The organism is Mycobacterium sp. 1423905.2 (assembly GCF_001673155.1).
Lineage (GTDB): Bacteria > Actinomycetota > Actinomycetes > Mycobacteriales > Mycobacteriaceae > Mycobacterium.
The window spans coordinates 1-25,017 of record NZ_LZLE01000159.1 but is presented as its reverse complement, the minus strand read 5'-3'; the positions used below and the strand labels follow the sequence as shown (position 1 = coordinate 25,017).

Annotated in this window: 19 protein-coding genes and 2 pseudogenes; 16 read left to right on the top strand and 5 right to left on the bottom strand. The window is 67.7% G+C overall.

Annotated elements, in window-relative coordinates; genetic code table 11:
- Nucleotides 1-54: 54 nt before the first annotated feature.
- Nucleotides 55-972, bottom strand: a pseudogene (locus A9W95_RS08970) (hypothetical protein); the annotation flags it as partial.
- Nucleotides 969-1,709 (bottom strand): NUDIX hydrolase, encoded by a 741-nt coding sequence (locus A9W95_RS08965; RefSeq protein ID WP_067411000.1) that lies wholly within the window; start codon nt 1,707-1,709, stop codon nt 969-971. The pseudogene A9W95_RS08970 and the gene A9W95_RS08965, both read right to left, overlap by 4 nt.
- A gap of 205 nt (nt 1,710-1,914) precedes the next feature.
- Here A9W95_RS08965 and A9W95_RS08960 point away from each other — a divergent pair, with 205 nt between their 5' ends.
- The 16 genes and pseudogenes from A9W95_RS08960 to A9W95_RS08885 all read left to right on the top strand — a co-directional run bounded on the left by A9W95_RS08960 (nt 1,915) and on the right by A9W95_RS08885 (nt 21,356).
- Nucleotides 1,915-3,354, top strand: a complete 1,440-nt coding sequence (locus A9W95_RS08960) for a CCA tRNA nucleotidyltransferase (protein WP_067410997.1) — start codon at nt 1,915-1,917, stop codon at nt 3,352-3,354.
- 24 nt (nt 3,355-3,378) lie between these two features.
- Nucleotides 3,379-3,888: a pullulanase gene (locus A9W95_RS08955; RefSeq protein ID WP_067410995.1), complete on the top strand. Its 510-nt coding sequence runs from the start codon at nt 3,379-3,381 to the stop codon at nt 3,886-3,888.
- A gap of 259 nt (nt 3,889-4,147) precedes the next feature.
- Nucleotides 4,148-4,474 carry a WXG100 family type VII secretion target gene (locus tag A9W95_RS08950; RefSeq protein WP_067410992.1) on the top strand — a complete coding sequence of 109 codons (327 nt, stop codon included), beginning with the start codon at nt 4,148-4,150 and terminating at the stop codon, nt 4,472-4,474.
- Nucleotides 4,475-4,528: 54 nt separating this feature from the next.
- Nucleotides 4,529-4,819 carry a WXG100 family type VII secretion target gene (locus A9W95_RS08945; RefSeq protein ID WP_067410989.1) on the top strand — a complete coding sequence of 97 codons (291 nt, stop codon included), beginning with the start codon at nt 4,529-4,531 and terminating at the stop codon, nt 4,817-4,819.
- Nucleotides 4,820-4,892: 73 nt separating this feature from the next.
- Nucleotides 4,893-5,726, top strand: coding sequence for an ESX secretion-associated protein EspG (locus tag A9W95_RS08940; RefSeq protein WP_067410986.1), 834 nt, complete (start codon nt 4,893-4,895; stop codon nt 5,724-5,726).
- Between the two features lie 80 nt (nt 5,727-5,806).
- Nucleotides 5,807-6,745: pseudogene (locus tag A9W95_RS08935) on the top strand (MinD/ParA family protein); the annotation flags it as partial.
- Nucleotides 6,746-8,233 carry a type VII secretion integral membrane protein EccD gene (eccD, locus tag A9W95_RS08930; RefSeq protein WP_082982979.1) on the top strand — a complete coding sequence of 496 codons (1,488 nt, stop codon included), beginning with the start codon at nt 6,746-6,748 and terminating at the stop codon, nt 8,231-8,233.
- Between the two features lie 20 nt (nt 8,234-8,253).
- Entirely contained in the window at nt 8,254-9,864 is a 1,611-nt protein-coding gene (gene mycP, locus A9W95_RS08925) for a type VII secretion-associated serine protease mycosin (RefSeq protein ID WP_082982978.1), read from the top strand.
- A complete protein-coding gene (eccE, locus tag A9W95_RS08920; protein ID WP_067410982.1) occupies nt 9,861-11,399 on the top strand; it encodes a type VII secretion protein EccE in 1,539 nt (512 codons plus the stop codon). Before mycP (A9W95_RS08925) ends, eccE (A9W95_RS08920) begins: the two co-directional genes overlap by 4 nt.
- Nucleotides 11,396-13,237 carry a type VII secretion AAA-ATPase EccA gene (eccA, locus tag A9W95_RS08915; protein WP_067410979.1) on the top strand — a complete coding sequence of 614 codons (1,842 nt, stop codon included), beginning with the start codon at nt 11,396-11,398 and terminating at the stop codon, nt 13,235-13,237. The genes eccE (A9W95_RS08920) and eccA overlap by 4 nt, the downstream gene beginning before the upstream one ends.
- A 208-nt stretch (nt 13,238-13,445) precedes the next feature.
- Nucleotides 13,446-14,786, top strand: a complete 1,341-nt coding sequence (gene mycP, locus A9W95_RS08910) for a type VII secretion-associated serine protease mycosin (RefSeq protein WP_067410977.1) — start codon at nt 13,446-13,448, stop codon at nt 14,784-14,786.
- A complete protein-coding gene (gene eccE / locus A9W95_RS08905) occupies nt 14,783-16,180 on the top strand; it encodes a type VII secretion protein EccE (RefSeq protein WP_067410974.1) in 1,398 nt (465 codons plus the stop codon). The genes mycP (A9W95_RS08910) and eccE (A9W95_RS08905) overlap by 4 nt, the downstream gene beginning before the upstream one ends.
- Before the next feature lie 100 nt (nt 16,181-16,280).
- Nucleotides 16,281-17,681, top strand: coding sequence for a secretion protein EspB (locus A9W95_RS08900; RefSeq protein ID WP_067410971.1), 1,401 nt, complete (start codon nt 16,281-16,283; stop codon nt 17,679-17,681).
- A 5-nt stretch (nt 17,682-17,686) separates the two neighbouring features.
- Complete coding sequence (locus A9W95_RS08895) at nt 17,687-18,025, top strand: YbaB/EbfC family nucleoid-associated protein (protein WP_067411005.1); 339 nt, start codon at nt 17,687-17,689, stop codon at nt 18,023-18,025.
- Nucleotides 18,026-18,201: 176 nt separating this feature from the next.
- A complete protein-coding gene (locus tag A9W95_RS08890; RefSeq protein WP_067410968.1) occupies nt 18,202-20,484 on the top strand; it encodes a secretion protein EspK in 2,283 nt (760 codons plus the stop codon).
- Between the two features lie 95 nt (nt 20,485-20,579).
- The gene (locus tag A9W95_RS08885) at nt 20,580-21,356 is read left to right on the top strand and encodes a YoaK family protein (protein WP_067410965.1); all 777 of its coding nucleotides are present in this window, start codon (nt 20,580-20,582) and stop codon (nt 21,354-21,356) included.
- Here A9W95_RS08885 and A9W95_RS08880 read toward each other — a convergent pair.
- From A9W95_RS08880 to A9W95_RS08870, 3 genes are all read right to left on the bottom strand, one after another.
- Nucleotides 21,306-22,070: a hypothetical protein gene (locus A9W95_RS08880; protein ID WP_067410962.1), complete on the bottom strand. Its 765-nt coding sequence runs from the start codon at nt 22,068-22,070 to the stop codon at nt 21,306-21,308. The genes A9W95_RS08885 and A9W95_RS08880 overlap by 51 nt on opposite strands.
- A gap of 90 nt (nt 22,071-22,160) precedes the next feature.
- Nucleotides 22,161-23,696: a type VII secretion integral membrane protein EccD gene (eccD, locus tag A9W95_RS08875; RefSeq protein ID WP_067410960.1), complete on the bottom strand. Its 1,536-nt coding sequence runs from the start codon at nt 23,694-23,696 to the stop codon at nt 22,161-22,163.
- The coding region (locus tag A9W95_RS08870) for a MinD/ParA family protein (protein WP_156746085.1) at nt 23,693-25,017 on the bottom strand (1,325 nt) is incomplete at its 5' end. The genes A9W95_RS08870 and eccD (A9W95_RS08875), both read right to left, overlap by 4 nt.

Below are 25,017 nucleotides of genomic sequence, written 5' to 3'. Positions count from 1 at the left end.
GCACTCCAACGCCTACGGCAAGGTACTGTTCGCGATCACGCTCACTGCCGCGGCCGTGCTGGTCACCCTCGCCGGGCCGTCGGAGGCGTTGGAGACGACGTAGCCGGCGGTCATGGCGTTGACGGTGACCAGCAGGTCGGGGTCGACGGCCAGGCACAGCGCCCGCCCGACGCTGCCGTCGGGATCGACATCGCGGCTGGTGGCGAACTCCGCGGCGCCCAGCAGGGTGTCCAGCCGGCCGCCGGTGGCCAGCGAGGTGGCCAGGTCGTCGTCGACGAGGCGGACCGGGATGGTGCCGCCCGGGACGCCGGGGGCCAGGCGGGGCCGGTCGGCCAGCGGCCACAGCATGGTCATCCACACCGGCTTGGTGGTTTCCGGCGCGACGGCCGATTCGATGTCGCCGGCCTTGTCCGGGGGCACGCCGACCACGGGCAGCAGGAACCGGGCGTTGTCCAGCCGGGCGGGTGCGCCGTAGTCGGGGGTGCCGTTGACGTTGACCAGGACCGGGAAGATGCCGGGTTGGGTGATGTTCAGTGACGGCTTGGTCAGCGAGCGCAGCGGCGCGGTCAGGGTGAAGCCGGCCTGCTGGCCGCGTTGCAGTTCCGGGGACACCGTCAGGAAGTCCGCGGCCGCCTCATATTGGTCGGTGCTGCCGTCCAGCGAGGTCCGCAGCCCCGACGAGGAGGCGACCCCGGCGGCGTGTTCGAGGCGGACCATGACGTCGCGGACCGGGCGGTCCCCGATGTTGATCACCATTCCGCTGACGCTGACGACCGGATCGCTGGTGGTGGTGACGACGTCGGGGGTGACTTGGTCGATGCGGACCTGGACGAAGGGGGTGGGCGTGGGTTCGCCGGCGGTTGCGTCCGGGGCCGCGGCGGCGACGGTCAGTCCCAGATCCAGGCCGGTGATGATGCCGATCACCGCGAGCAGGCGCAGCAGTGCGGCGCACCGAAGTCGCAGCCCCGTCACGGCTTGGGCCCGTGCCCGTTCTGCCGGCCGGGTGCGTCGGCGTGTCGGGTGCGCGAGTGGGTCTGGGGGCGGCGGCGCGGTGTGGTGGGTGGCAGCGGCGGCAGCGCGGCCGGGCCGTCGCTTTGCAGTTTGTCGATCAGTTCGTCGGCCACTTCGGCCAGTTTGCGTTCGTCGGCGTAGGCCAGCCGCGACGGGAGGTCGCGGATGGGGACCCAGGCCACCTCGGCGACCTCGAGGTCCTCGTCGGACAGCTCGCCGCCGGAAAAGCGCATCAAATAGTGGTGCACGGTCTTGTGCACCCGCCGACCGTCGGTGACGAACCAGTAGTCGATGCGGCCCAGCGCGGCCAGCACGCTGCCCCGGATTCCGGTTTCTTCGGCCACCTCCCGGATGGCGGTCTGCTCGGCCGTTTCCCCTTGTTCGATATGGCCTTTGGGCAGCGACCACAGCATGCGGCCGCGCCGGTCGATGCGTCCGATGAGTGCGGCGACCTGTTCGTCGCGCGGGCCGTCGATGCCGTCGATCACCAGTCCGCCGGCCGAGGTTTCGTGCACAGTACGCATCTTGTCTGATCCGCGGCGGCGGGGGCGAGTCCGTCGCCCCTTGGCGGTCGCCGGAGTCGGGGTGGTGTCCTGCGTCGCCTGGCCGTCCGTAGTATTTTCGGCTGAACTCGCGCCGCCACGACCGCGACGCCGGCCGCGGCGTCGACGTGGTTTGGCTTGTTCGCCGTCGGACATTCAAGCGATATTAGCTGGCACGGGCGTGTCTTCCGGATGCACTCGCCGGTTGAGCGGGCCGCGGCGGCTTGGGCGGCGAGCGTGCGTGTGGGGCTTCGAGCGTGCGGTGGTGGCGGGCATTCGGCGGATTTGTCGCCCTGGACGCTCACTGGAAACCCTGAGCGCACACCCGCTGCGGCCCAACGCCCGACTAGGCTGATCGAACGTGGCTGAACCCGCCCAGACTGCCGATCTGCTGACCGCCGCGCGCGCGTTGCAAAAGCACGCGCCGGTGCTCAGCGAACTCGGCGCGGCATTCGACGCCGCGGGCCAGCAGCTCTACCTGGTCGGCGGATCGGTGCGCGACGCGCTGCTGGGGCGGCTCAGTCCTGACCTCGACTTCACCACCGACGCCCGGCCCGAGCAGATCCAGAAGATCCTCCGGCCCTTCGCCGACACGTTGTGGGACACCGGCATCGAGTTCGGCACCATCGGCGCAGGCAAAGGCGACTACCGCCTGGAGATCACCACGTTCCGCGCCGACACCTATGACCAGGTGTCGCGCAATCCCGAAGTGCGGTTCGGCGACCGCCTCGACGACGACCTGGTGCGCCGCGACTTCACCGCCAATGCGATGGCCGTGCGGGTCACCCCGAGCGGCCCGGGTGAGTTCCTCGACCCGCTCGACGGGTTGACCGCGCTGCGTGCCCGGGTGCTCGACACCCCGGCGTCCCCGGAGGTGTCGTTCGGCGACGACCCGCTGCGGATGCTGCGAGCGGCGCGGTTCGTCTCTCAGCTGGGGTTCCACGTCGCACCAAGGGTGCGGACCGCGATCGAGGAGATGGCCCCGCAGCTGGCCCGGATCAGCGCCGAGCGGGTGGCCGCCGAACTGGACAAGCTGCTGCTGGGCGCCGATCCGGTGGCCGGCATCGATCTGTTGGTGCAGACCGGGATGGGTGATGTGGTGCTGCCCGAAGTCGGCGGCATGCGCATGGCCATCGACGAACACCACCAACACAAGGACGTCTACCAGCACTCGCTGACCGTGCTGCGCCAGGCGATCGCACTGGAAGATGACGGCCCGGATCTGGTACTGCGCTGGGCGGCGTTGCTGCACGACATCGGCAAGCCCGCCACCCGCAAGCACGAACCCAATGGCGGGGTGAGCTTTCACCACCACGAGGTAGTGGGCGCCAAGATGGTCCGCAAGCGGATGCGGGCGCTGAAGTACTCCAAGCAGATGGTCGACGACGTCTCCCAGCTGGTGTATCTGCACCTGCGCTTCCACGGGTACGGCGACGGCAAATGGACCGACTCGGCGGTGCGCCGCTACGTCACCGACGCCGGGCCGCTGCTGCCGCGGCTGCACAAGCTGGTGCGCGCCGACTGCACCACCCGCAACCAGCGCCGCGCCGCGCGACTGCGCGCCAACTACGACCAGCTGGAAAAGCGCATCGCCGAGCTGGCCGCCCAGGAAGACCTGAACCGGGTGCGCCCGGACCTGGACGGCAACCAGATCATGGAGCTGCTCGGTATCCCGGCCGGCCCGCAGGTGGGGGAGGCGTGGCGCTTCCTCAAGGAGTTGCGGCTGGACCGCGGGCCGCTGTCCAACGAGGACGCGACCGCCGAACTGCTCAAGTGGTGGAAAGAACGTGGGAACGCCTAACCGCGACGCGGCGTCCAAGGAAGCGTGGAGTACTGCCTGGGCGCCGACGACGGCACCGCGCACATCTGGAACCGTCCATTCGATCTGGACCTCAACGGGGACGGGCAACTTGACGCGATCGGACTGGACCTCGACGGCGACGGCCTCCGCGACGACGCGCTAACCGACCTGGACGGCGACGGGTTGGCCGATCATGGCGTCCTCGACGTCGACAACGACGGCAGCCCGGAGAGCTACTTCACCGACGACGGAGCGGGCACCTGGTCGGTGGCGGTGGACCGCGGCGGCCAGTTGCGCTGGTTCGGCTTGGACGGTGTCGAGCACACCGGCGGTCCGCTGGTCGACTTCGACGGCCACGGCCAGCCCGATGACCGGCTGATCGACACCGACGGCGACGGCGTCGCCGACCGCGTGCTCTGCGCTAGTGAGGCAGGCGTAACCGGGTACGTCGACACCGATGGCGACGGCCGCTGGAACGTGCGGTTGACCGACACGGACGGCGACGGCACCGCCGACGGGGCCAGCGCCTTATGAAAAGACTTTGGCTGAGCACTCGTACAGCCATTTGACAAACGACCATTCCAGGTGCGACGGAGCCGAATTGCACTGCGGGTATTCGCGGCATTCGGCCCACAACAACGTTTGACACGTGCAGAATCCTCGTGTGCACTAAACAGCTTGTTCGGCCCCCTGCAGGCCCCCGGGGTGAGTGAAGTGACAGCTGACTGCGGCTGCATTAGCTTTACCCCGATCCCGGCCCGGGAAGCGCAATTAATTGAGGGAGACGTAAATAATGGCAAACTCGACCGTTGTCACTCCGGAACTGCTGCGAAGCACCCAGCAACGCATAGAAACGCGGCTGCAAGAGGCCGCCGCCATAGCCAACCAGTACCTGAGCGGCCACGAGAATATCGTCAGCGCGACCGGATGGGCCGGCGACGCCGGCTCCACGTCCCTCAACACCGCCGGCCACATCCATCACGACTTACAGCAGATCATGACGGGCGGCCAACGGTTGGCCCACGGGCTGGGCCAGGCGGCCGTGTTGATGGAGAACCATGAAGCGGATGCTTCCCACAATTTGAACGGTGTGTTCGGCGGCGGCACGCAGTCCGTCTGAGTCGAGTCGCTGTCCCCAATACCCCACCGAATTGATTAGGTAAGGAACCCTGTCATGTCAGATCAAATTGTCTATAACCACGGAGCGGTCATCGGCTTTGCCGGCGAAGTCGGTTCCCAAGCGGCACAGCTGATGGAAATCCACGGTGATGTGTTGAACATGACCCAAGCACTCGCCGACTTTTTCCAGGGGCACGGCGCGACAGCATTCTTCGACGCGCAACAGCAAATGTTGCGCGGCCTCGAAGACCTTATTCAAACCGTGAGCCGTCACGCGCACACGGTGCACAACGTGGACGAAATGGCCCAGGCGTGCGATGCGCAGATGGGCACCTTGTTCACCTAGTCATCGTGGCGAAGCTGCAGAAGCCCAGGGCGTACCCCAGAAGTGCGCCCTGGGACCGTGTTTAAGGGACAACGTGTTAACCACCACCGTCGACGGGCTGTGGGCCCTGCAAGTGCTCACCGGCATCGAGACCCTGGCCCCTGAGCTAGGACTGCGGCCGCTGTTGCCCAGCGTCGAACCCAAGTCGCTGGCGCTCCAGCATCCCGTGACATCGGAGCTGCGGGCTGCCGGAGTGATCGACGAATTCGACGTCGTGGACAGCACCGTTGTGGAGTGGCTGACCGTCCTCCATCGCCGTGACGTGGCGTTATTCGTGCAGATTCGTCGCCCCGGGGACACCGAACCGGCCCGCGTGTTGCTGGCCAGGTTCGCCCAGTGGTGGGTGGCCTTGGAGCGGCACGAGGAACTGATTCGCATCAGCGGCGCCGGGACGGCCAACGCAGAGCAAACCGCCAGCACGGTGGTGACCGCGCAGATCGACCGCCTATGCGGCGAGCACACTTCGGCGCGCTTGCGCCCCGTCACTGTGGACGCCGACGCGCTGCGCGCCGCGGCCACCAGTCCGGACGGGTTAACCGCGTTTCTGGCCGAGCAGCGGCTGGAAAGTGAACAACTTCGGATCCTAAGCCTCGCCGCAGATCCAGCCCAGTCGGCGCAAGCCTCGATCGTCGCCATCCAGTCCGGGGTAGCGACGGGTAGATCCGCGCGCACCCACATTGACGGCGCAGCGGTGACCATCGTCGATACTCCCGAGGGCCGCCTCGTCGCCGAGGACGTTGAATCCTCGGGAAAGAAGTGGATGATCGTCGCCCCAGGGACAAAGACCAACATCGCTGCCGCAGTCAACCAGATGATGCGGCGACTGCCCGCCGAACACGATTGGCACTCGTACCGAAAAGTTGTGTAGTCGAGAGGTATTCGCACCCAGTGTTGGAACAAGCCGGAACAAATCACCGAGACACGCCACCCGCGCGCTATCAGCCCCACAACTCCGTTTCAGGAACGTTGCGCATCTCCGACATGGTGGCGCCGCGCAAGATCCCGCCCGGATCGGGTTGGCGAAAGTTCGTCTATAGCGCCTCGTTTCGCACCATGAACCTTGGTGAGTCACCGGCTGAGCGGCATTACCGAGAACTGCAGGAGCGCATCCGCCGTCACATCCGCAGGCAATACGTCATTGGCGTCGTGTCCGGAAAAGGCGGCGTCGGCAAGACCACGATGACCGCATGCATCGGTGCCGTCTTTCGCGAGTGCCGACCCGACAACGTCGTCGCTATCGACGCCGCGCCAGGCTTCGGAACGCTCGCCGGCCGGATCGATGAGTCTCCGCCGGGCGACTATTCGGCCGTGCTCAACGATACCGATGTCCAAGGCTACGCCGACATACGAGAACATCTGGGCCAGAACAGCATCGGCCTGGACGTGTTGGCCGGAAACCGGGCCTCAGACCAACCGCGACCGCTGGTGCCGTCAATGTTCACCGGAGTGCTGTCCCGGCTTCGTCGCACCCACACCGTCATCGTGGTGGATACCTCTGATGACCTCGAACATCCGGTGATGAAGGCGGTGCTCGAGTCATGCGACTCTCTGGTTTTCGTATCCGGCCTGACCGCTGACACGTCGCTGCCGGTCACTCGTTCGATCGACCTCCTACGGTCAATGGGTTACCACGAATTGGTGTCTCGCAGCACCGTTGTGCTGAACGACAGCCGAAACAAATACGACCCGGAAGCACGGACATACCTCACCGAGCGTTTTGGTCAGTCGGGCGCGACTGTCGAGTTCATGCCCTATGACTTGTATCTCGCGAAAGGCGGGATCATCGACACCCGGCACGAGCTGAAGAAGAAGACGCGGCTTCGCCTTTTCGAGATCACCGCGGCGCTGGCCGACAAGTACATTCCGGATGCCGACAGGCCGCGTTAAATGGCCAAGGTTTCGTTTCCGGCTCGTTGTGCCGTGGCTGTCGTTTGCGGGGAGCACCTCATCTCGCAGGTCTATCCGGCATCAGTGCCGGTCGAGGTGTTCATCGACGACGTCGTCGAGCTACTGAACGACGAACTCAAGCGCCGCGGCCTCACCGGCCTCGAATCTGGCGTCGGATACGAATTGCATAAAGCCAACGGTGTCCGACTCGACGTCACCAAAACACTCGATGAGCTTGGAGTCGAGGACGGCGCCACCCTCGTCTTGGTGCCTGCGGTGGAAGGGGAATCGTTCGAGCCGCAGTACGAGTCGTTGTCTACTGGACTGGCCAGGGTAGGCAAGAAGCTCTTCGAGCCGGTCACCGTCCAGACCGCCGCGCATACCGCCCTGTTCATCCTGGCCATGGCAGCCGCCATCGTCCTCGGATTAGCTGTGCGTCAACGTTTTTTCGACGACTCACTATTGCCGAGCATCGTCACCGGAAGCGCCGGGCTGCTGGCCGCGGGCGGCGCGCTGTCGGTGTGGCGGTGGTGGCCGCACCGCAATGACATGATCGACGGCTTGGCCTGGCTGGCAATTCCTCTGCTGGCGGCCGCCTTTGGTGCCGGTGCACCCGGCAAGTTGATCTCGGCACATGTGTTCATCGCAGCTCTGGCCGCCGGCGTTCTGACGTGCGCAGTGGCCGCAATGACGCATCGCCACAGCAATGCCGCCGCGACGGTGGTGACGGTGTGCGCACTTGGTGGGGCGGTAGCCGCGGTGCGGATGTGGTGGGCGGTTCCCGCACAGTGGCTGGGCATGTGCAGTCTCGTCGTGCTGCTGCTCGTGTTGACGGTGGCGCCGACGATCGCGCTGTGGGTCGCCCGCATCCGCCCGCCGTACTTCGGATCCATCACCGGTCGCGACCTCTTCCGGCGCAGCGCCGGCCTGCCCGCAGACGCCGTGTCACCCGTGAGCGACGGTTACTCCGCCGAGGAAGAAACCAACACCGACACCACCCCGCGCGGCGCCGAGATCGCCGCCGCCGCGATACGCGCCAACAGCGTGCTGACCGGTATCTGTGTGGGCGCGGGCTTGACCCTTCCCGCAGCGGTGTGGGCAACACTGATGCCGGGCCGGGACCGCGCTACCGCCGCCGCGGTGCTGGCGGCGCTGTTTGTGGTGATCTTCATCAGCCGAGGGCGCGCGTTCGCCGACAAGCGTCAGGCCGTGGCGCTGGTAAGTGGTGCTGCGGCAGCCACCGGAGCCGGCGTTGTCAAATATGTTGTGCATACGCCTCTTGCATCGGGGCAAGGAGTGCTCTGGGCAGCACTGGCACTGGCCGGATTCGCTGGTTCCGGGCTGCTTGCGGCGTTGCTGGTGCCGGTCACCAGATTCACACCATTGGTCCGCATGACGGCCGAATGGATCGAGATTGCCGCCATTATCGTGGCGCTGCCATTGGCGGCCTGGATCGGTGGGCTGTTCACCTGGGTGCGAATGAGATGAGGAGTCGACAGGTCTGGTCGATGGCTGTGGTCAGTCTCCTCGTCGCGCTGCCCGCAAATCTTCCTGCTGCCCAAGCGATCCCGCCCCCGACGGTCGATCCGGGCCGGGTCCCGGCCGACGGCAAGCCCAGCCCGGATCAGCCGATGCGGCAGAGCAATATGTGTGCTCGGACCATCACCGTAGGCAACCCGAACGTTGCAATGACCGCACCGGGCTTCACCATGCTCAGCGTCAGCAAGGCCTGGCAATACTCGACCGGCAATGGAGTGCCAGTCGCGATCGTTGACACCGGAGTCAACCCCAGCCCACGACTGCGCGTGGTTCCCGGCGGGGATTACATCATGAGCGGCGACGGGCTGATGGACTGCGACGCACACGGCACCATCGTCGCGTCAGTGATCGCGGCTGCGCCGCAGGGTAGTCCGATGCCCGCTCCGATGCCGAGCGCACCGGCGTTCCCCGCACCGGCGGGACCGCCCGCGACCGACTCCGCGCCGCGGCCCCCGGGCGGACCGCCGCCACCGCCCGCGCCACCACCGCCGCCGACACCGGTCACGATCACCGAGACCAAACCCGCGCCGCCTCCTCCGCCACCTCCGCCGGACGAACCGGCGAACGCACCGGGAGATCCGGCGCCCGACCAACCCGACAACCCGGAGGTGCCTTCCCCGCCGCCGGGTGCGCCCGACGGCGTGGTCGGCGTCGCCCCGCACGCCGTCATCATCTCGATCAGACAGTCATCGCGCGCATACGAGCCAGTCAACCCTGGGCCGGGTGACATGGAGATACGCAGGAAAGCCGGCTCGATCGCCACACTGGCCAGCGCTGTCGTTCACGCCGCCAACATGGGCGCCAAAGTCATCAATATCAGTGTCACCTCCTGCGTTTCGGCGGCGGACCCGCTGGACCAGGGCGCCCTCGGCGCAGCCGTCTGGTACGCCGCCACCGTTAAGGACGCGGTGATCGTTGCGGCAGCGGGCAACGACAGCGAGGACGGCTGCGCGCAGAACCCGTTGTTTGATCCCTTGGACGCCGGCGATCCCCGGGACTGGCACCAGGTCAAAACCGTCTCGTCGCCCTCCTGGTTCTCCGACTACGTGCTGTCCGTCGGCGCGGTCGATAACACCGGAGCACCGATCAACAAGAGCCTTGCCGGACCGTGGGTAGCTGCCGCGGCGCCCGGGGTCGGCATCATGGGGCTCTCACCTACCACGGCTGGACCGGTCAACGCCTATCCGCCCATCCGCCCCGGTGACAAGAACATGCCGATCTGGGGCACCAGCTTCTCCGCGGCCTACGTCAGCGGTGTCGCCGCTTTGGTCCGGGCCAAGTATCCCGGCTTGTCCGCGCATCAGATCGTGAACCGCATTCTGCAGACGGCGCACAACCCGCCGCGGGGAGTTGACAACCAGGTCGGCTACGGCGTCGTCGACCCGGTGGCGGCGCTGACCTTCGACGTCCCTGCGGGAGAACGGCTTCCGGCTGCCGCTCGCACCCGGATAGTCAAGCCCGCCGTGGCCCCGCCGGCACCCGACCATCGCGCGCGCACCGCTGCAGTGGTGTTCGCCGGCGTAGTCGTGGCCGTGGTCGCGGCCGCGTCCCTGATCACCAGAGCACGGCGAGCCCGATGACGGTGATCATCAAGCTGGCCGTCATCGTCAGTGTCTTCACCGCTGCCGTCCTCGGCTGGGCGGCCGGCGGATTCCTCGGCGCTGCAGTCGGTTTGGCAATTGGCGCCGCTGTCGGTGTCGTACGGTGGCGAGGCCAGCCGGTGTGGTCCTGGCTCACGCTATGGCGCCGCCGACACCAACCGATCCAGTGGCGGGATCCCGTCACCGTCGCCAATGACCGAGCGGGCGGCGGGATCCGCTTCCAGGATGGTGTGGCTGTGGCTGCCGTACAGCTACTCGGAAAACCCCATGCACCAACGCTGTTGACCGGGTCGCTGTCGACGCAGACGGAGAACGTGGGCGATGTTGCCGGCTTGCAACCCCTGCTTGCGCAGAGTTTGGGCTTGCGCGTCGACTCACTGAGCGTGGTCAGCGCCGGGGCGCGCCGGCGCAGCACCGGTGACTATCCACGCGTCTACGACACACTCATCGGCACCCCACCGTATGCCGGTCAGCGCGAAACGTGGTTGATCGTGCGTATCAACGCGCTCGACAACGCCGAGTCGCTGCAATGGCGGACCTCGGTCGGCACCGCGACTTTGGCAGTCGCACAACGCATCAGCGCGCATTTGCGGCAACAAGGTGTGCGCGCCAAGGTGGCTACTGCTACCGACATCGTGGAGTTGGAACGACGACTTGGCCGATCCGCACTGGACGCCGGACACCGCCGGTGGCGGTCCCTGCGCGGGGAGAACGGTTGGATGACCACGTACTGGTACCGGCCGAGCGACGTGGCGGCGGAGGCATTGGCACAAGCCTGGTCGGCTCGTGCAGACGCAATCGTGCAGAATGTCACGCTTTTCGGCGACGGAACTGTTACCGCTACGGTGACCGTACGAAGTGCGCAGCCACCGACGGCGCCTCCGAACATGATGTTGCAGACGTTGCCGGGTGAGCAGGCGCAAGCGTTGGCCGCCAACATGTGCGGCCCGCTGCCGACGCTGCGGGGGATTCGTCGCGGAGTGCTGCACGGCCCACTTGTGTTGCCGATTGGTCCGTCCGGCGTGCTGCTGGGCAAGGTGGGTGCTGGAAACCGAATGCTGCTGCCACTGGACGACCCGGGGGAGTTCAGTCGCGTCCACATTGCCGCCGCGGACGCGCTGGCCAAGCGCATCATCGTGCGGCTCGCTGCGGCAGGGGAGCGGGTCACCGTTCACACTCGGAACACGCAGCGATGGAACAGCCTTCGCATGCCCGAGGTCATCATTACCGACGAGCCAAAGCCGGTTCCTGGCACCACCGTCAGCGTCATCGATGGAACGCTGACGCCGGCGCCTCGCCCGAACACTCTCATTTCCGTTGGCGAACCCGACAGAGCCTATCGAGGAAACGCCAACGTGCTGATCACACAGATCGGGCCGGCCACACTGGCGGTGACCGCCGCCGGCCAAGTGCACTCGGTCGAAGTCGAACTGTTCCGCGCCGAGAACCGCTACGTCTCTGCCGAGCCCACATCGTTGCGGTCGACCGAGCTGGAATCGGCAGACTCACCATGATCAGCGCCACCACGACAGCCGCCGCCCGTAAGCGGTTCGATCAAGCGATGTCCCTGTTGGACAACGACGCTGATGCGGCCGCCGCTCGGTTCCGGGAAGCCACCGAGATCGACCCGTCTATGGCAGACGCCTGGCTGGGCCGCATCGCCGCCGGTGACGAATCGTTGTCGACGGTGCAGCAGTTGTACGCCTACGGATCTCGGCTGCACCGGGAAACGAATCGGCTGGGCGTTCGGCTGTCCGCGCCCATCAAGGCCGGCCCTTATCTCTCGATTTCGGTGACCGAGGCGTCCCACGCCGGACTGGCACTGGCCAGCGCATTGATCGACGATCGCCAATACGCGAAAGCCGAGGCGCTGCTTGCAGATCCGGCGCTCCTGGACAACTGGGAGAATCACCAGTGGCAGCAATACATCAGTGCTTACTTGATGTTCGCGGCTCAACGCTGGCCGGATGTCATCTCCGTGGCCGCCGCAGTCTTGCCGCCGCAGGCGATCATCATGTCGGCGGTCACGGCGGCGACGTGTGCCTTGGCTGCCCACGCCGCCGCGCACCTCGGTCAGGCCCGGGTCGCGCTCGACTGGAGCGATCGCGTCGAGTTATACGGTAGCTCGTCGCAGTCAGCGCACCGGCGCAACGACAATGCGCTCACCGCCATCGACCCGGCCGACTTCCCCTTGATCGCAGCAGATCTCGCGTACGTGCGGGGGATGGCTCATCGACAGCTGGGTGACGAACACCAAGCGCAGATCTGGTTGTCGAAGGCCAGTATCAACGGAGCACTGCTGGACGCGGCGAAGCAAGCTTTGGCTGACCCCACGCTGCAACTGGCGATCATCGACGAACAGACCATCAACACGCGCACCGATAAGTGGGATGTCAGCACGCAGCGAACCGCGCAGGAGCGGACCGAAGCCGAACACGAGGAGCGGCGCAACGAACTACTGCAGGAAGGCCGGGCGCTGCTGAACAACCAAGTCGGACTCGCCGAAGTCAAGCGCGCCGTCGCCGAACTCGAAGACCAGATCGAGGTCCGCGCGCTGCGGTTGGCGGCCGGATTACCGGTGGCGAACCAGACCAACCACGTGCTGCTGGTCGGCCCACCCGGCACGGGCAAGACGACCACCGCGGCAGCCCTCGGCAAGATCTACGCCGGCCTGGGCATCGTCCGGCACCCGGAGATCATCGAGGTCAAGCGCGCCGACTTCTGCGGAGAACACATCGGGGCGTCCGGGCCCAAGACGAATGAACTGATCAACCGCTCGCTGGGCCGCATTCTGTTCATGGACGAGTTCTATTCACTCGTGGAACGCCACCAGGACGGCCGCCCCGACATGATCGGCATGGAGGCGGTCAACCAATTGCTGGTCGCGCTTGAGGTGCACCGCTTCGACTTCTGCTTCATCGGTGCCGGCTACGAGAAAGAAGTCGACGAATTCCTGACCGTCAACCCCGGTCTGGCGGGTCGCTTCAACCGAAAGTTGCGGTTCGAGTCCTATACGCCCGACGAGTTGGTCGAGATCGCGATCCGCTACGGCAAGCCACGCGCCACCGTCATCGAACCCGCGGCCGCCGAGGCGCTCAACGCCGCCTGCGCGACCCTGCGCGCCTACTGTGCACCCGACGGCATCCACGGCATCGACGCCATGCACAACGGCCGCTTCGCCCGCAACGTGATCGAACGAGCCGAGCGGCTGCGTGACTCGCGGGTTGCCGCGCAGCATCGCAGCGCGAAGGGTTCGGTGACGGTCGAGGACCTGCAGGCGCTGCGAACCGAGGACGTGCTCACCGCGGTGCGCGACGCGTGCGCCGAGAAGCACGTGCCCATCGAGCTCTGACGGCGGCCCGGGCTGGCGTCGAGCGTGCACCCACGGTTTCGAGCGTGCGCCAGCGGCGGGAATCACGGCGAAACGGCGCCCAGGTGTAACTCTCGCCGCCGACGGCGCACACTCGACGGCCGACGCGAATACCGCCGTTTCCCCACCGGCAACGTCTAAACTTCTCGCAGACTTCTCCCAGCGGCTCAATGAACGGAGTGATTCCGGGGTGCACCGGATCGTGCTGATGACGGTGGCGCTGGCGCTGGTCACCGCGCCCTCCGCGTCGGCCATCACCCCGCCCGCCATTGACCCCGGTGCCGTCCCACCCGATGTCACCGGACCCGACCAGCCCACCGAACAGCGCGTCCAGTGCTCGCTGCCGACCACGCTGCCGGACTCGGTGTTTCACGACCCGCCGTGGAGCGACACCTATCTCGACGTCGCCCAGGCCCACAAGTTCGCCACCGGAGCCGGCGTCACCGTGGCCGTCGTCGACACCGGCGTCAACGCCTCACCGCGGGTGCCGGCCGAACCCGGCGGGGACTTCGTCGACCAGCCCGGCAACGGACTGTCGGATTGCGACTCGCACGGCACGCTTACCGCGGCCATCATCGGCGGGCGGCCCGCACCCACCGACGGCTACGTCGGCGTCGCCCCCGACGCGCGGCTGCTGTCCATCCGACAAACCTCCGAAGCCTTCGAACCCGTTGGCACACAACCCAATCCGAACGACCCCAACGCCACCCCGGCCGCCGGATCGATCCGCAGCCTGGCTCGCGCGGTGGTGCATGCGGCGAACCTGGGCGCGGGCGTCATCAACATCAGCGAGGCCGCCTGCTACAAGGTCACCCGGCCCATCGACGAAGTCAGCCTGGGCGCGGCCATCAACTACGCGGTCACCGTCAAGAACGCGGTCGTCGTGGTCGCGGCCGGCAACGTCGGCGGCGACTGCTCGCAGAACCCGCTGCCCGACTCCGCCAATCCCGACGACGCCCGCGGCTGGAACAAGGTGCAGACCGTCGTCACCCCCGCCTGGTACGCGCCGCTGGTGCTGTCTGTCGGCGGCATCGGCCAAACCGGTGCGCCCAGTTCGTTTTCCATGCACGGGCCGTGGGTCGGCGTCGCTGCGCCGGCGGAGAACATCATCGCCCTCGGCGACCGCGGTGATCCGGTCAACGCGCTGCAAGGCCGCGAAGGTCCGGTGCCCATCGCCGGCACCTCCTTCGCCGCCGCCTACGTCTCCGGACTGGCCGCGCTCATCCGCCAGAAGTTCCCCGACCTCACACCCGTGCAGGTGATGAACCGCATCACCGCCACCGCCCGCCACCCCGGCGGCGGCGTCGACAACGTGGTTGGCGCCGGTGTCATCAACACCGTCGCCGCGCTGACATGGGACGTCCCGGCCGGCCCAGCAGCGGCGCAACCCAACGTGCGGCGCCTGCCCACGCCGGTGTTCCCGCCGGGACCTGACCATCGGCCCATCACCATCGTGGCGCTCTCGGCGGTGGGTCTGGTCGCGGCGCTGGGCCTCGGCTCCCTGCTGGCACGGGCGTTGAGGCGCCGATGAGAACACTGTCCAGTCCGGTACGGCTGCGGTTCAGCACCGGCCACGCGCTGGTGCTCGCCATCTTGGCCCCGGTGTGCATCCTGCTTTTCTTGCACACCCCGCATTGGTGGATTGGGGTCACCATCGTCGCCGTCGCCGCCATCATCGCCTTCGTCACCTTCTTCGGCCGCCGAGTCACCGGCTGGATCGCGACCGTGTTCCGCTGGCTGCGCCTGCACCGCCGCCCGCCTGACGTCCCCTCCGAACCCGTCGTCGGTGCCACCGTCAAACCCGGCGACCACGTCGCGGTGCGGTGGCGGCGCGACCACCTGATCGCCGTGATCGAACTCAAGCCGCGCCCGTTCACCCCCACCGTCATCGTCGACGGGGAAGCCCACACCGACGATGTCCTGGACACCCGCCTGCTGCAGGAACTGCTCAGCGTGCACTGCCCCGACCTGGAGGCCGACGTGGTGTCGGCCGGCTACCGCGTCGGCCACACCGCCGCCCCCGAGGTGATCGGCCTCTACCAGCAGGTGATCGGCGCCGACCCGGCCCCGGCCCACCGCCGCAGCTGGATCATGTTGCGCGCCGAACCCGACCGCACCCGCAAATCGGCGCAACGCCGCGACGAAGGCCTCAAGGGATTGGCCCGATACCTGGTGGCCTCGGCGACCCGCATCGCCGACGCCCTGGCCAGCCACGGCATCGACGCGGTCTGCGGGCGCAGCTTCGACGACTACGACCACGCCATCGACATCGGCTTCGTGCGAGAGAAGTGGTCGATGATCAAGGGCCGCGACTCCTACACCGCCGCCTACACCGCGCCAGGCGGGCCCGACGTGTGGTGGTCGGCGCGCGCCGACCACACCATCACCCGCGTGCGTGTCGCCCCGGGCCAGCCGCCGCGCACCACGGTGCTGTTGACCACGGCCGGCAAACCCAAGACCCCGCGCGGGTTCTCCCGGTTGTTCGGCGGGCAGCGCATGGCCCTGCAAGGCCAGAACCTGGTGGCCAACCGTCACTGCCAGCTGCCGATCGGCTCGGCCGGGGTGCTGATCGGGGAGACGGTCAACCGCTGCCCGGTGTACATGCCTTTCGACGACGTCGACGTCGCGATCAACCTCAGCGACGCCCAGACGTTCGCGCAGTTCGCGGTGCGCGCGGCCGCCGCGGGCGCGGTGGTAACCGTCGGCCCCCACTTCGAGCAATTCGCCCAGTTGATCGGCGCCCAGATCGGACCGGAGGCCAAGGTGGCCTGGCCGCATGCGACGACCTATCTGGGCCAGCACCCGGGCGTGGACCGAGTAGTTCTGCGGCACAACATGATCAGCACCCCGCGGCATCGCCAATTGCCGATCCGCCGGGTCTCCCCGCCCGAGGAGAGCCGCTTCCAGATGGCGCTGCCCAAGTAGCGCATAGGTGTCGCGCCGCGGTACGGCGGCGAAAATTGGTGCAGGAACCTGCGGCTTCAGCGACGATAATGGCTGTAGCACAAAGGAGGATTGATCCGCGATGACGCAGCCGCAGACCGTGAAGGTGGATCAGCAGGAAATCTTGTCGCGCGCCGACGAGGTGGAGGCACCGATGGCGGTCCCGCCCACCGACGTCCCGCAGGCACCCTGCGGTCTCAACGCGGCTCGTAACGCGGCGCTACAGCTCGAGATCAACGCCGACAGCATGCGCGAGTTCCTGACCGCGGGCGGCAAGGAACGGCAGCGGTTGGCGACCTCCCTGCGCAACGCGGCCAAGGCGTACGGGGACGTCGACGATGACGCGGCGAGCGCGCTGAACAGCGACGGCGAAGGACATGTCGAGGGCGAAACCGCCGGCGGGGCCGGCGGGGACAGCTCGGCGGGTCTGCGCGACGGGCAGGATGTCACCGCGGCCGGTGAACCTGACTTCACCGACCTCAAGACCGCGGCCACCAAACTCGAAGCCGGCGACCAAGGGCGGTCGCTGGGTAACTTCGCCGACGGCTGGGACACCCTCAACTACGCGCTGCAACGAGACGTCAAACGGTTCCGCGGTTTCGACAATTGGGAAGGCGATGCCGCCGCGGCCTGTACCCAATCCTTAGAAGATCAGCGCAAGTGGATCATCTACATGGCCGACATGGCCGCGGCGCTGTCGCAACAAGGCCGGTTCCTGGCCCAGCTGCAGCTGTGGGCGCGGCGCAAACACCCCACGCTGGCCGACATCGAAAAGCTCGAAGAGATGGCCAAAGACCCGAAATACAAGGCGCAAGCCATCAAGCTGTATTCGGAATACCAGGCCACCTCCGAAGAGACGCTGAGCGAGTACAGCAGCAAGGTCTCCCAGATCAAGCGACTCGACATCGCCAAGCCGCCCCAAGCGGTCAAGATCGACCCGCCGGCTCCGCCGCAGCCGCAAGGTCTAATCCCTTCGCAGGTCATGCAATTCGCGGGCGCCACCGGCGGGCAGTCCGGCACCGGGATGCAGCCACCGATGATGCCGCCCACCGCAGGCGCCGGTGCCGGTGGCGGCATGCCGGCCGGAGCGGCAGCCGAATTGACCTCTGCCACCCGCGATGCCGCGGCCAGCCTGCCGAAAGACCCTGGTATCAAACCGATGTCGCTGGGCGGTGGTGGCGGTGCAGGCGGCGGTGCGCCGTCGATGCCGCTGGCCCCCGCGACCGGCGGCATGGCCGGTGATTCGGTGCGTCCGGCCGGCGCAGGTGACCTCGGCGGGTTCGGTGCCGGCAAGGCCCCCGCCGGTAGCGGCATGGCCGGTGGTGGCATGGGCATGCCGATGGGCGGCCACGGACAAGGACAGGGCGGCTCGAAATCCAAAGGCGCCAAACAGGACGACGAAGCGCTCTACACCGAAGACCGAGAGTGGACCGAAGCCGTGATCGGTAACCGCCGCCGTCAAGACAGCAAGGAGTCGAAGTGACCAGCATGGAGATGCCCCCTCACGTCGCGCAGGCGTTAGCCGTGGCGGCACAGTTCCAGTCCGCGTTGGACGGCACGTTGAATCAGATGAACACCGGATCGTTCCGGGGCGCCGACGAAGCCCAGACGGTCGAGGTGACCATCAACGGCCACCAGTGGCTCACCGGGGTCCGCATCGAGGACGGACTGATCAAGGAGATCGGCGCCGAGGCGGTCGGCGCGCGCGTGAACGAGGCGCTGGCCAACGCGCAATCGGTGGCAAGCGCCTACAACGCCGCCGCGGGCGAACAGCTCACCGCGGCGCTGGCGGCCATGTCGCAGGCCACCAACCGAGGTGGCTTCTAGCCCGTCGCCGGCACAACGCGCGGGTGTGAAACCCTCTGCCTCCGAGAAGTTTTCGAGGATCAGGTCCGGACGGCGTGAGCGTGAATTGGTGCACCGAGCAGGGGTTGAGCTCGGATAGGCTTGTGAACCATGAGGACCGGCACCACCCGACGGCTGACACGGAAAGGCATGTAACGATGGGCATTCCGAGGCCGACGGGCGAGTACGCCGGCCAGATGCTCGAACCGGGCGGCTGGCCGGAAGCCGACGAGGACACCCTGTACGACCGGGCGCAGGAATACACCCAAGTGCTGCGCCAAGTCACCGACGTCATGGACAGCACCCGTCGCCAGCAGGTGGAAGTGTTCGACGGCGGCGTGTGGTCGGGCGGGGCGGCGAACGCCGCGAACGGTGCATTAGGCGCCAACCTCAACCAGATCAGCACGCTGCAGGACTATCTCGCCACAGTCATCACCTGGCACCGGCATATCGCCGGATTGCTGGTTCAAGCGAAGTCCGACATCGGCAACAACGTCGACGGCGCCCAGCGCCAAATCACCATTCTGGAAAACGATTCCGAACTCGACGCCGAACAGCGCCAGATCGCGATCAATGCTCTGGTCCGCGAAACCCACGCCGCGAACACCAGTTTGGTCGCCGAAGCCGCCGAGCAGGTGCGGGCGTCGAAGAACTGGAAGCCGCCGCAAAACGCGCTCGGCGACCTGTTGCACCAGGTGACTCCGCCGACCCCGGACGTGCCGACCCTGGCGGTACCGTCCACGGGCTCGCCGTCACCCGTCATTCCGGCCCCGACGCCGTTCGAGCCCATCCCGGCCAACCCGTATGACCCGATCGAGCCGGGACCGCCGGTCACTCCTGGTAAGCCGGTCACGCCCATCACCCCGGTGGACCCGGCACCGGTCACGCCGATCACCCCCGGTGTCCCGGTCACCCCCATCACGCCGGTCAACCCGCTGCCGCCGGTGACTCCGGTGCCGCCGGCCACGCCGGGCCAGCCCGTCACACCGATCACGCCGGTCAACCCCAAGCCGGACCATCCGGCTGGGGACCAGCCGGTCACCCCCCGCCCGGTCACCCCGATCACGCCGGTGCCGGCGACGCCGGGGCCGTCCCCGGTGCCGGCCGGACCATCCGCGCCGGCGACGCCCACGCCCGGACCGCACGTGCCGTCGGCGCCGGCCGGACCAACGGCGCCGGGCCAACCGGACGCACCCGGCGACGGCGGCAAACCGTCCGCCCCCGGCACCGAGCCGGCGCACGTCAAGCCCGCGGCAGCGACGGACGCGCCCCCGGCACCCGGACAGGGCGCGGCGCCGTCGCACCACAAAGACGACTCGTCGGCGGCGGTGGCGCCGGCGGCCGCGGGCGGGATGCCCGCAATGGCAGGCCGGCCCGTATCGGTCAGCCCGAGCGCGGCCTGCGCATCCGCAGGGTCCAACCAGGGCGCTGGTTCCGCCGCGGCATCCGGTGCGGCTTCCCGCGCCACGTCCGGACGCGCGCCGCTGGGCGCCGCCGGTCGTGCCCCGGCCGCCGCAGGGACCCGCCCGGCGTCGGCTCGCACCGCGTCACCCGCGGCACGCCCACCTGCCGACCAGTCCGACAAGGACAAGACCGAGCCTGCCGACGATGTCACCGTGACGCCGTCCATCCCGGTCTCGGCGGCGCGGGCCGCTCGCGACGCCATCGCCGCGGCCTCGCGCGGTCGCGGCGGCAAATCCGACCCGCTGCGCTTGGCGCGCCGCGTCGCGGCCGCGCTGAACGCGCCCAACAGCGTCACCGAGGGCGACTTCGGGTTCTTCTGGATCACCGCGGTGACCACCGACGGCTCGATCGTGGTGGCCAACAGCTACGGCTTGGCCTACGTTCCCGAGGGCGTGGAGCTGCCGGCCAAGGTCTTTCTGGCCAGCGCCGACCGCGCGATTCCGCCCGACGAGAAAGCTCGGACCGCGACTTACCCCGTGCTGGCCGTGCAGGGCTGGGCGGCCTTCCATGACCTGAAGCTGCGAGCGGTGATCGGCACCGCCGAGCAGTTGGCCAACTCCGACCCCGGCGCGGCCAAGATCATCCTGGAAGCCGACGACATCCCAGACACCGGCAATATGGTCGGGCAGTCACGGTTGGAGGTCGTCGATCCCTCCGCCGCCGCGCAGCTCGCCGACACCGATGACCTGCACCTGCTCGACCTGTTGCCGCCGGCGCCCGCGGACGCCGACGCGCCCGACGACGAGCGGCACATGCTGTGGTTCGACCTGATGAAGCCGATGACCAGTACCGCCGTCGGCCGCGAAACCGCGCACCTGCGGGCATTCCGCGCCTACGCCGTGCACTGCCAAGAAATCGCCCTGCACCAGGCGTACAACGCCGCCGACGCCGCGGCTCAGCGTCCGGCCGTCGCCGACTGGTTGTACTGGCGCTACGTCGCCGGATTGCTCGACAGTGCGCTGAGCGACGACGCCTAGGAAGTATGTGAGTTCGATTTGCGAAACGAGCGCGGCCCGGCCCTCGTTGCTAGGCTCGCGAAAGATGAAGTCCGACAAGCACATCCTCGAAACCTATGCCACCGTTTGACCAGCCCCGCGTCGGCTTCCTGAGCAAAGAGGGACTCCTCGTCTGCTACAGCGGGCTGTTGTCGCTCAACGCCGGATACGTCAACGCGGTCGCGCTGCTCATCCTCGCCTTCCCGGTCGGCAACCTGACTGCGGTGACGACTCAGCTGGGCATGAACACCGCCAACCCGTGGCTGTATGAGGGTCACCTGCTGGCGGCGATCCTGCTTGGCTTCCTGGCCGGCGCCACCGCGGCCGGCGCGCTGCTGGGGTCGACTAAAGCCCTGACCGGGCCACGCCATGCCGCCGTTCTGGCCGGAGAAGCCGTCTTCCTCTTGCTGGCCGCCTTCGGCGTGGAAGAGACCGCGGTCAGAGCCGCCATCGAATCGATCGGTATCGAACCTTCTGTGGTGCAGGCGATGTTCGCGGCCCTCGCCCTCGGGATGCAGAACGGGCTGACGTCCAGCTTCCGTGGCATGGCGATCCGCACCACCCACTTCACCGGCACCGTCACCGATCTGGGACTGATCCTTGGACGCAGCCGCGAGAACGGCATCGACAAGCTGAAAGCGACCGTGCTCACGGTCACCCTGTTGCTGTTCCTCAGCGGCGGCACGGTGGGATTGCTCATCGGCTCGCGGCTCGGCGGCTTCTCGCTGATTGTCCCGGCGTGTGCGTGCGCGGCCTTTGCGGTGGCCAATATCGCCTACCGCCGAATCACCGCGGGCGACGCGTCAGAGCGGAGCGGCGACCGATGTCGAGTCCCCGCCGGAGGGACCCGCTAGCGGCACGCTGCCCACCAGGCGAGCGCTGCCGGCGGCTGCTTCGGGACCCGCGGCGGCCTCGTCGCCGGTGTGCTCGTCGTCTTCGTCGTCCTTCTTCGCGTCCTCGTCCTGCGGCTTGGTGTCGCTGGCCAGCTGAGCCGGCGCCGCACCCTGCGAACCCTGCGATCCGGCCTGCTGAGCGGTCTGGCTGACGGTTTGCGCGATCGGGGACGCTTGCTGCGCCCATTGGCCGGCCTGCGGTGCCAGCTGCACCGCCTGCGGCACCGTCGCGGCGACGCGCGGCGCGAGCGCATCGGCCTGGGCACCGACCGCCTCGCGGACCGTGGCCGCCGCGCTGGTCGGTGCACCGAGGAGGTGCGCGGACTGGCCGGTGAGGCCCGCCGCCGCGCCCGTCACCCCGTTGGCTTGCAGACCCTGCGCCGCGGCGCCGAATTGGGACTGCGTCAACGCGTCACCCAGCGACTGATCGGCCTTGGCGTAGATGTCCGCGGCGGTGGACATGCTGGTCGCCGTCCGCTTGAGCGCGGCGGTCACCCCGGGCAGGCCGTCGGACACCAACGACTCGATGCTGGGCATGGTCTCGTTGATGGCGGCCGACACCGGATCCGACCCGGCGATGGAGATTGGCGAGGGAGCCGTCGGGAACACCAACTCGGCGAGCTTGCTCCCGGCGGCCAGCAGGCGGGCGGGATCGACGGCCAACGGTTCAGCCATCACAGAATCCCTTCACGTCGCCTTGCATTGAGCAAATTTTACCGTGCCGGCTATGGCGCCGATCGCAGCAATTTGCCGTCCACCGTGCGGTCAGAAACGCAGATTGCGCACCATGTCGTAGACCCCGGTAACCCAGAGCAACAGCGGAATGATGGACGCGACCATAGCGCCGTCGATCAGCTCCAGAATCCGCTTGGTCACCGGCGAAACGCGGCGGATCTGAGCCGTCGCCCCCACCACGATCAGGGTGACCACCGCCAGGCCGAGATAGATCGTCAAAAACATCCAGGCGTAGTGCGGGTACCACAGGCTCAGCTTGGCCGTCAGGCCGGTGGGAATGACGACGGCCGCGGCCAGCAACGCCCACGCACACCAGCGGTCGGCGTACAGCCGGGACCGGAAGGCACAGATTACCGTGATCAACCCGGCAATGACCAAGCTGTGCACGAAGAAGTGCCCATGCACCACCACCGCGATCGCGCCGATGGCCAGGATCAGCGTTCCCGCGGCCACGTACCCCACGAGCAGTTGCTTGGCGAGCAGACTGCGCTCGGTCAGGCGGGCGGCCGACGCCGGTGCCGACGCGATGATGGCCTGCCAGGTCGGCGTCTCTTCGTTGGTGGCGTCCTGGGCGGTGACCGGATCGAGCAACTCTTCGTTGTCGACGGTCTCGCCGGGTACCGGAATCGGCGGCAGCGCGATGCGCGCAACGGCCACAGTCAGTTTCGCCGCGTTGGTGACGATGAACAGCCCGAACGCGATGGCGCCGGCCGGCACCCAGTGTTGATAGCCGTAGCCATAGGCGACCGCCGCGGCGGTGACCGCGATCGAGGTGATGACGACGAATGAAGCCACCTCATGGCGCTGACGGGGGCCGCCGCGGCTCAACAACGTCAGGAAGAACACGGTGGTGGCCGCGGCGGCCAACTGTGGGGCTCCCAGCGAGTTGACGCCCCGCGGCAGCGGAACGGCGATGGCCGCAGCGCCGGCCAACAGCGGGTACGCCGCCAGCAACAGATACTCCGACAGGTGTGGGCGGCGGTAAAAGCGCTGTGCCACATATGAACCGACCAACACAATCACGCCGAGCACCGCTATGGCGGTCGGCCAGAGAATGCTGCGGCCCGTCGACCACCACGCGCGCAGGGCGATCGCGGTGATGGGCAGGGCCAACACGGGAATGGCAACCCCGACGAAGCGGTTGAGCGCAGCTCGGTCGAATTCCGGTGATTCGTCGAGCACCGCGATCGCGTCGATGACGTCCTCGACCAGCGGCCGGTAGCGCTCGGTTCGGCTGGCCGACACCAACGTCAGCAAGGACCCATCGACCACCCCGGCTTCGTCGAGGGATTGGTCGAGTTTCAACGGCGGAGCGCCGGGGCGGGCGAATGTCCATACCCCCTGGGCGGCGAAGTCAAAGCCCGCCAACACATCTGCGGGAGTGTCTTCGAGCAGATCGGCGAGCACCGCGACGGTCTCGTCGATATAGGTCTCGATCGGCACGGCCGCCGGCAACACCAGATCGGTCATCCGTCGGCCGGTGAGGATGGTCACTCTGGTGCTGGCGGGCTTGGCCGAAGCCGCTCCCGCAGCGGTCGAGCCGGCAGCAACAACGGGTGCACTCAACGACGTCCCGCCCTTTCGAAATCGTCGGACAAGGCTGCGGCCAGCTCGAGTACTCGCCTCCGGTAGAGCGGGTCGAGCTGGTCGAACTGGATCTCGGTTCCGGCGGCGATGTGCTTGTCCCACGGCAGGACAATGACGCGGCCGGGTTGAACCTGTTGCTGGAAGCGGCGCACCAACTCTTTTTCGGCGACGTTGGTTTCACCCTGTGTGACATGGTTGACCACCACACAAGCGCGGCGGAGCAGATCGTGAAAGCCGTTGCGCTGCAACCAGTCCAGCGCAGCCGCGGCCTGCCGGGCACTGTCCACCGACACGTTCGTGACGATGACGACCGCGGACGCCGTGTCCAGCACGCCGCGGGTGACCGGATCGAACAGGCCGGCACCGCAATCGGCCAGGACCAGGTTGTAGAACTTCGACACGGTGTCGACCGCGTAGCGCATGTCGTCACCGCTGAGCCCGCGCTGAGCCGCCGTGTAATCCTCGGCGGGCAAGATCTCCAGATTGGCCGCGTTGACGCTGGTGTGGGCGCGCACATCGTTGTAGTGCGAGACTTCCTTGGCCGCAACGAGATCGGCGATCGATGCGGGCGACGAACGGCCGGTGCGCTCGGCGAGATTGCCGTAGCCGGGATCAGCGTCGAGGACCAGGATCCGGTCACCGCGAACCTGCGCCAACGTCGTGGCCAGGGTTACCGAGGTGGTGGTCTTACCGGCGCCGCCTTTGAGGCCCAGCACGCCGATCTGGTATGCGCCGCGGGGCCTGCGGCTGACGCGTGCGCGCAGGTCCAGCTCGTACTTTTCGTCGGGCGACAGGCCAAAATTGATGCGGGTGAGCTTGTACACCCAGCTCCGCCAGCCGCGCTGCGGTATCGGCTTGGCCGGCTTCGGGGCTGGTGCGGGGGGTTTAGCCGGCGCGACGGGCGATTGCGCTCTGGTCGGCCCGGGCGGGGGGTTGGCCGGCCGTGGGCCGCTCGGCGGCTCAGGTGGCGCGGCAACGGATTGCGTCGGCGGTAGCCAATTGAAGCCGGGCCCGCCATTGGGCGGGGGCGCGGCAGCGCGCGTCGTCGGGGTATCCGGCACGGGGGCCGCCGCTGTGACGTCGTCTTCGGGTTCGCGATAGCGGTGCGCCCGGCGGGCTCGGGTCGGCGCGGCTTCGGATCCTGGTTGCGGAGGTGGTAACAGGTCACTGACCCGCACCCGGCGCGCTGCGGATCCCGGTGCCGGGGCGTGCCGTGATGGGGCCGACGGGCCGCAGCATTCTCTGGCCGACCGCCATAGCGGTGCTCGGCGTGATTGTGTTGGTCGGTTCATATGTGGCA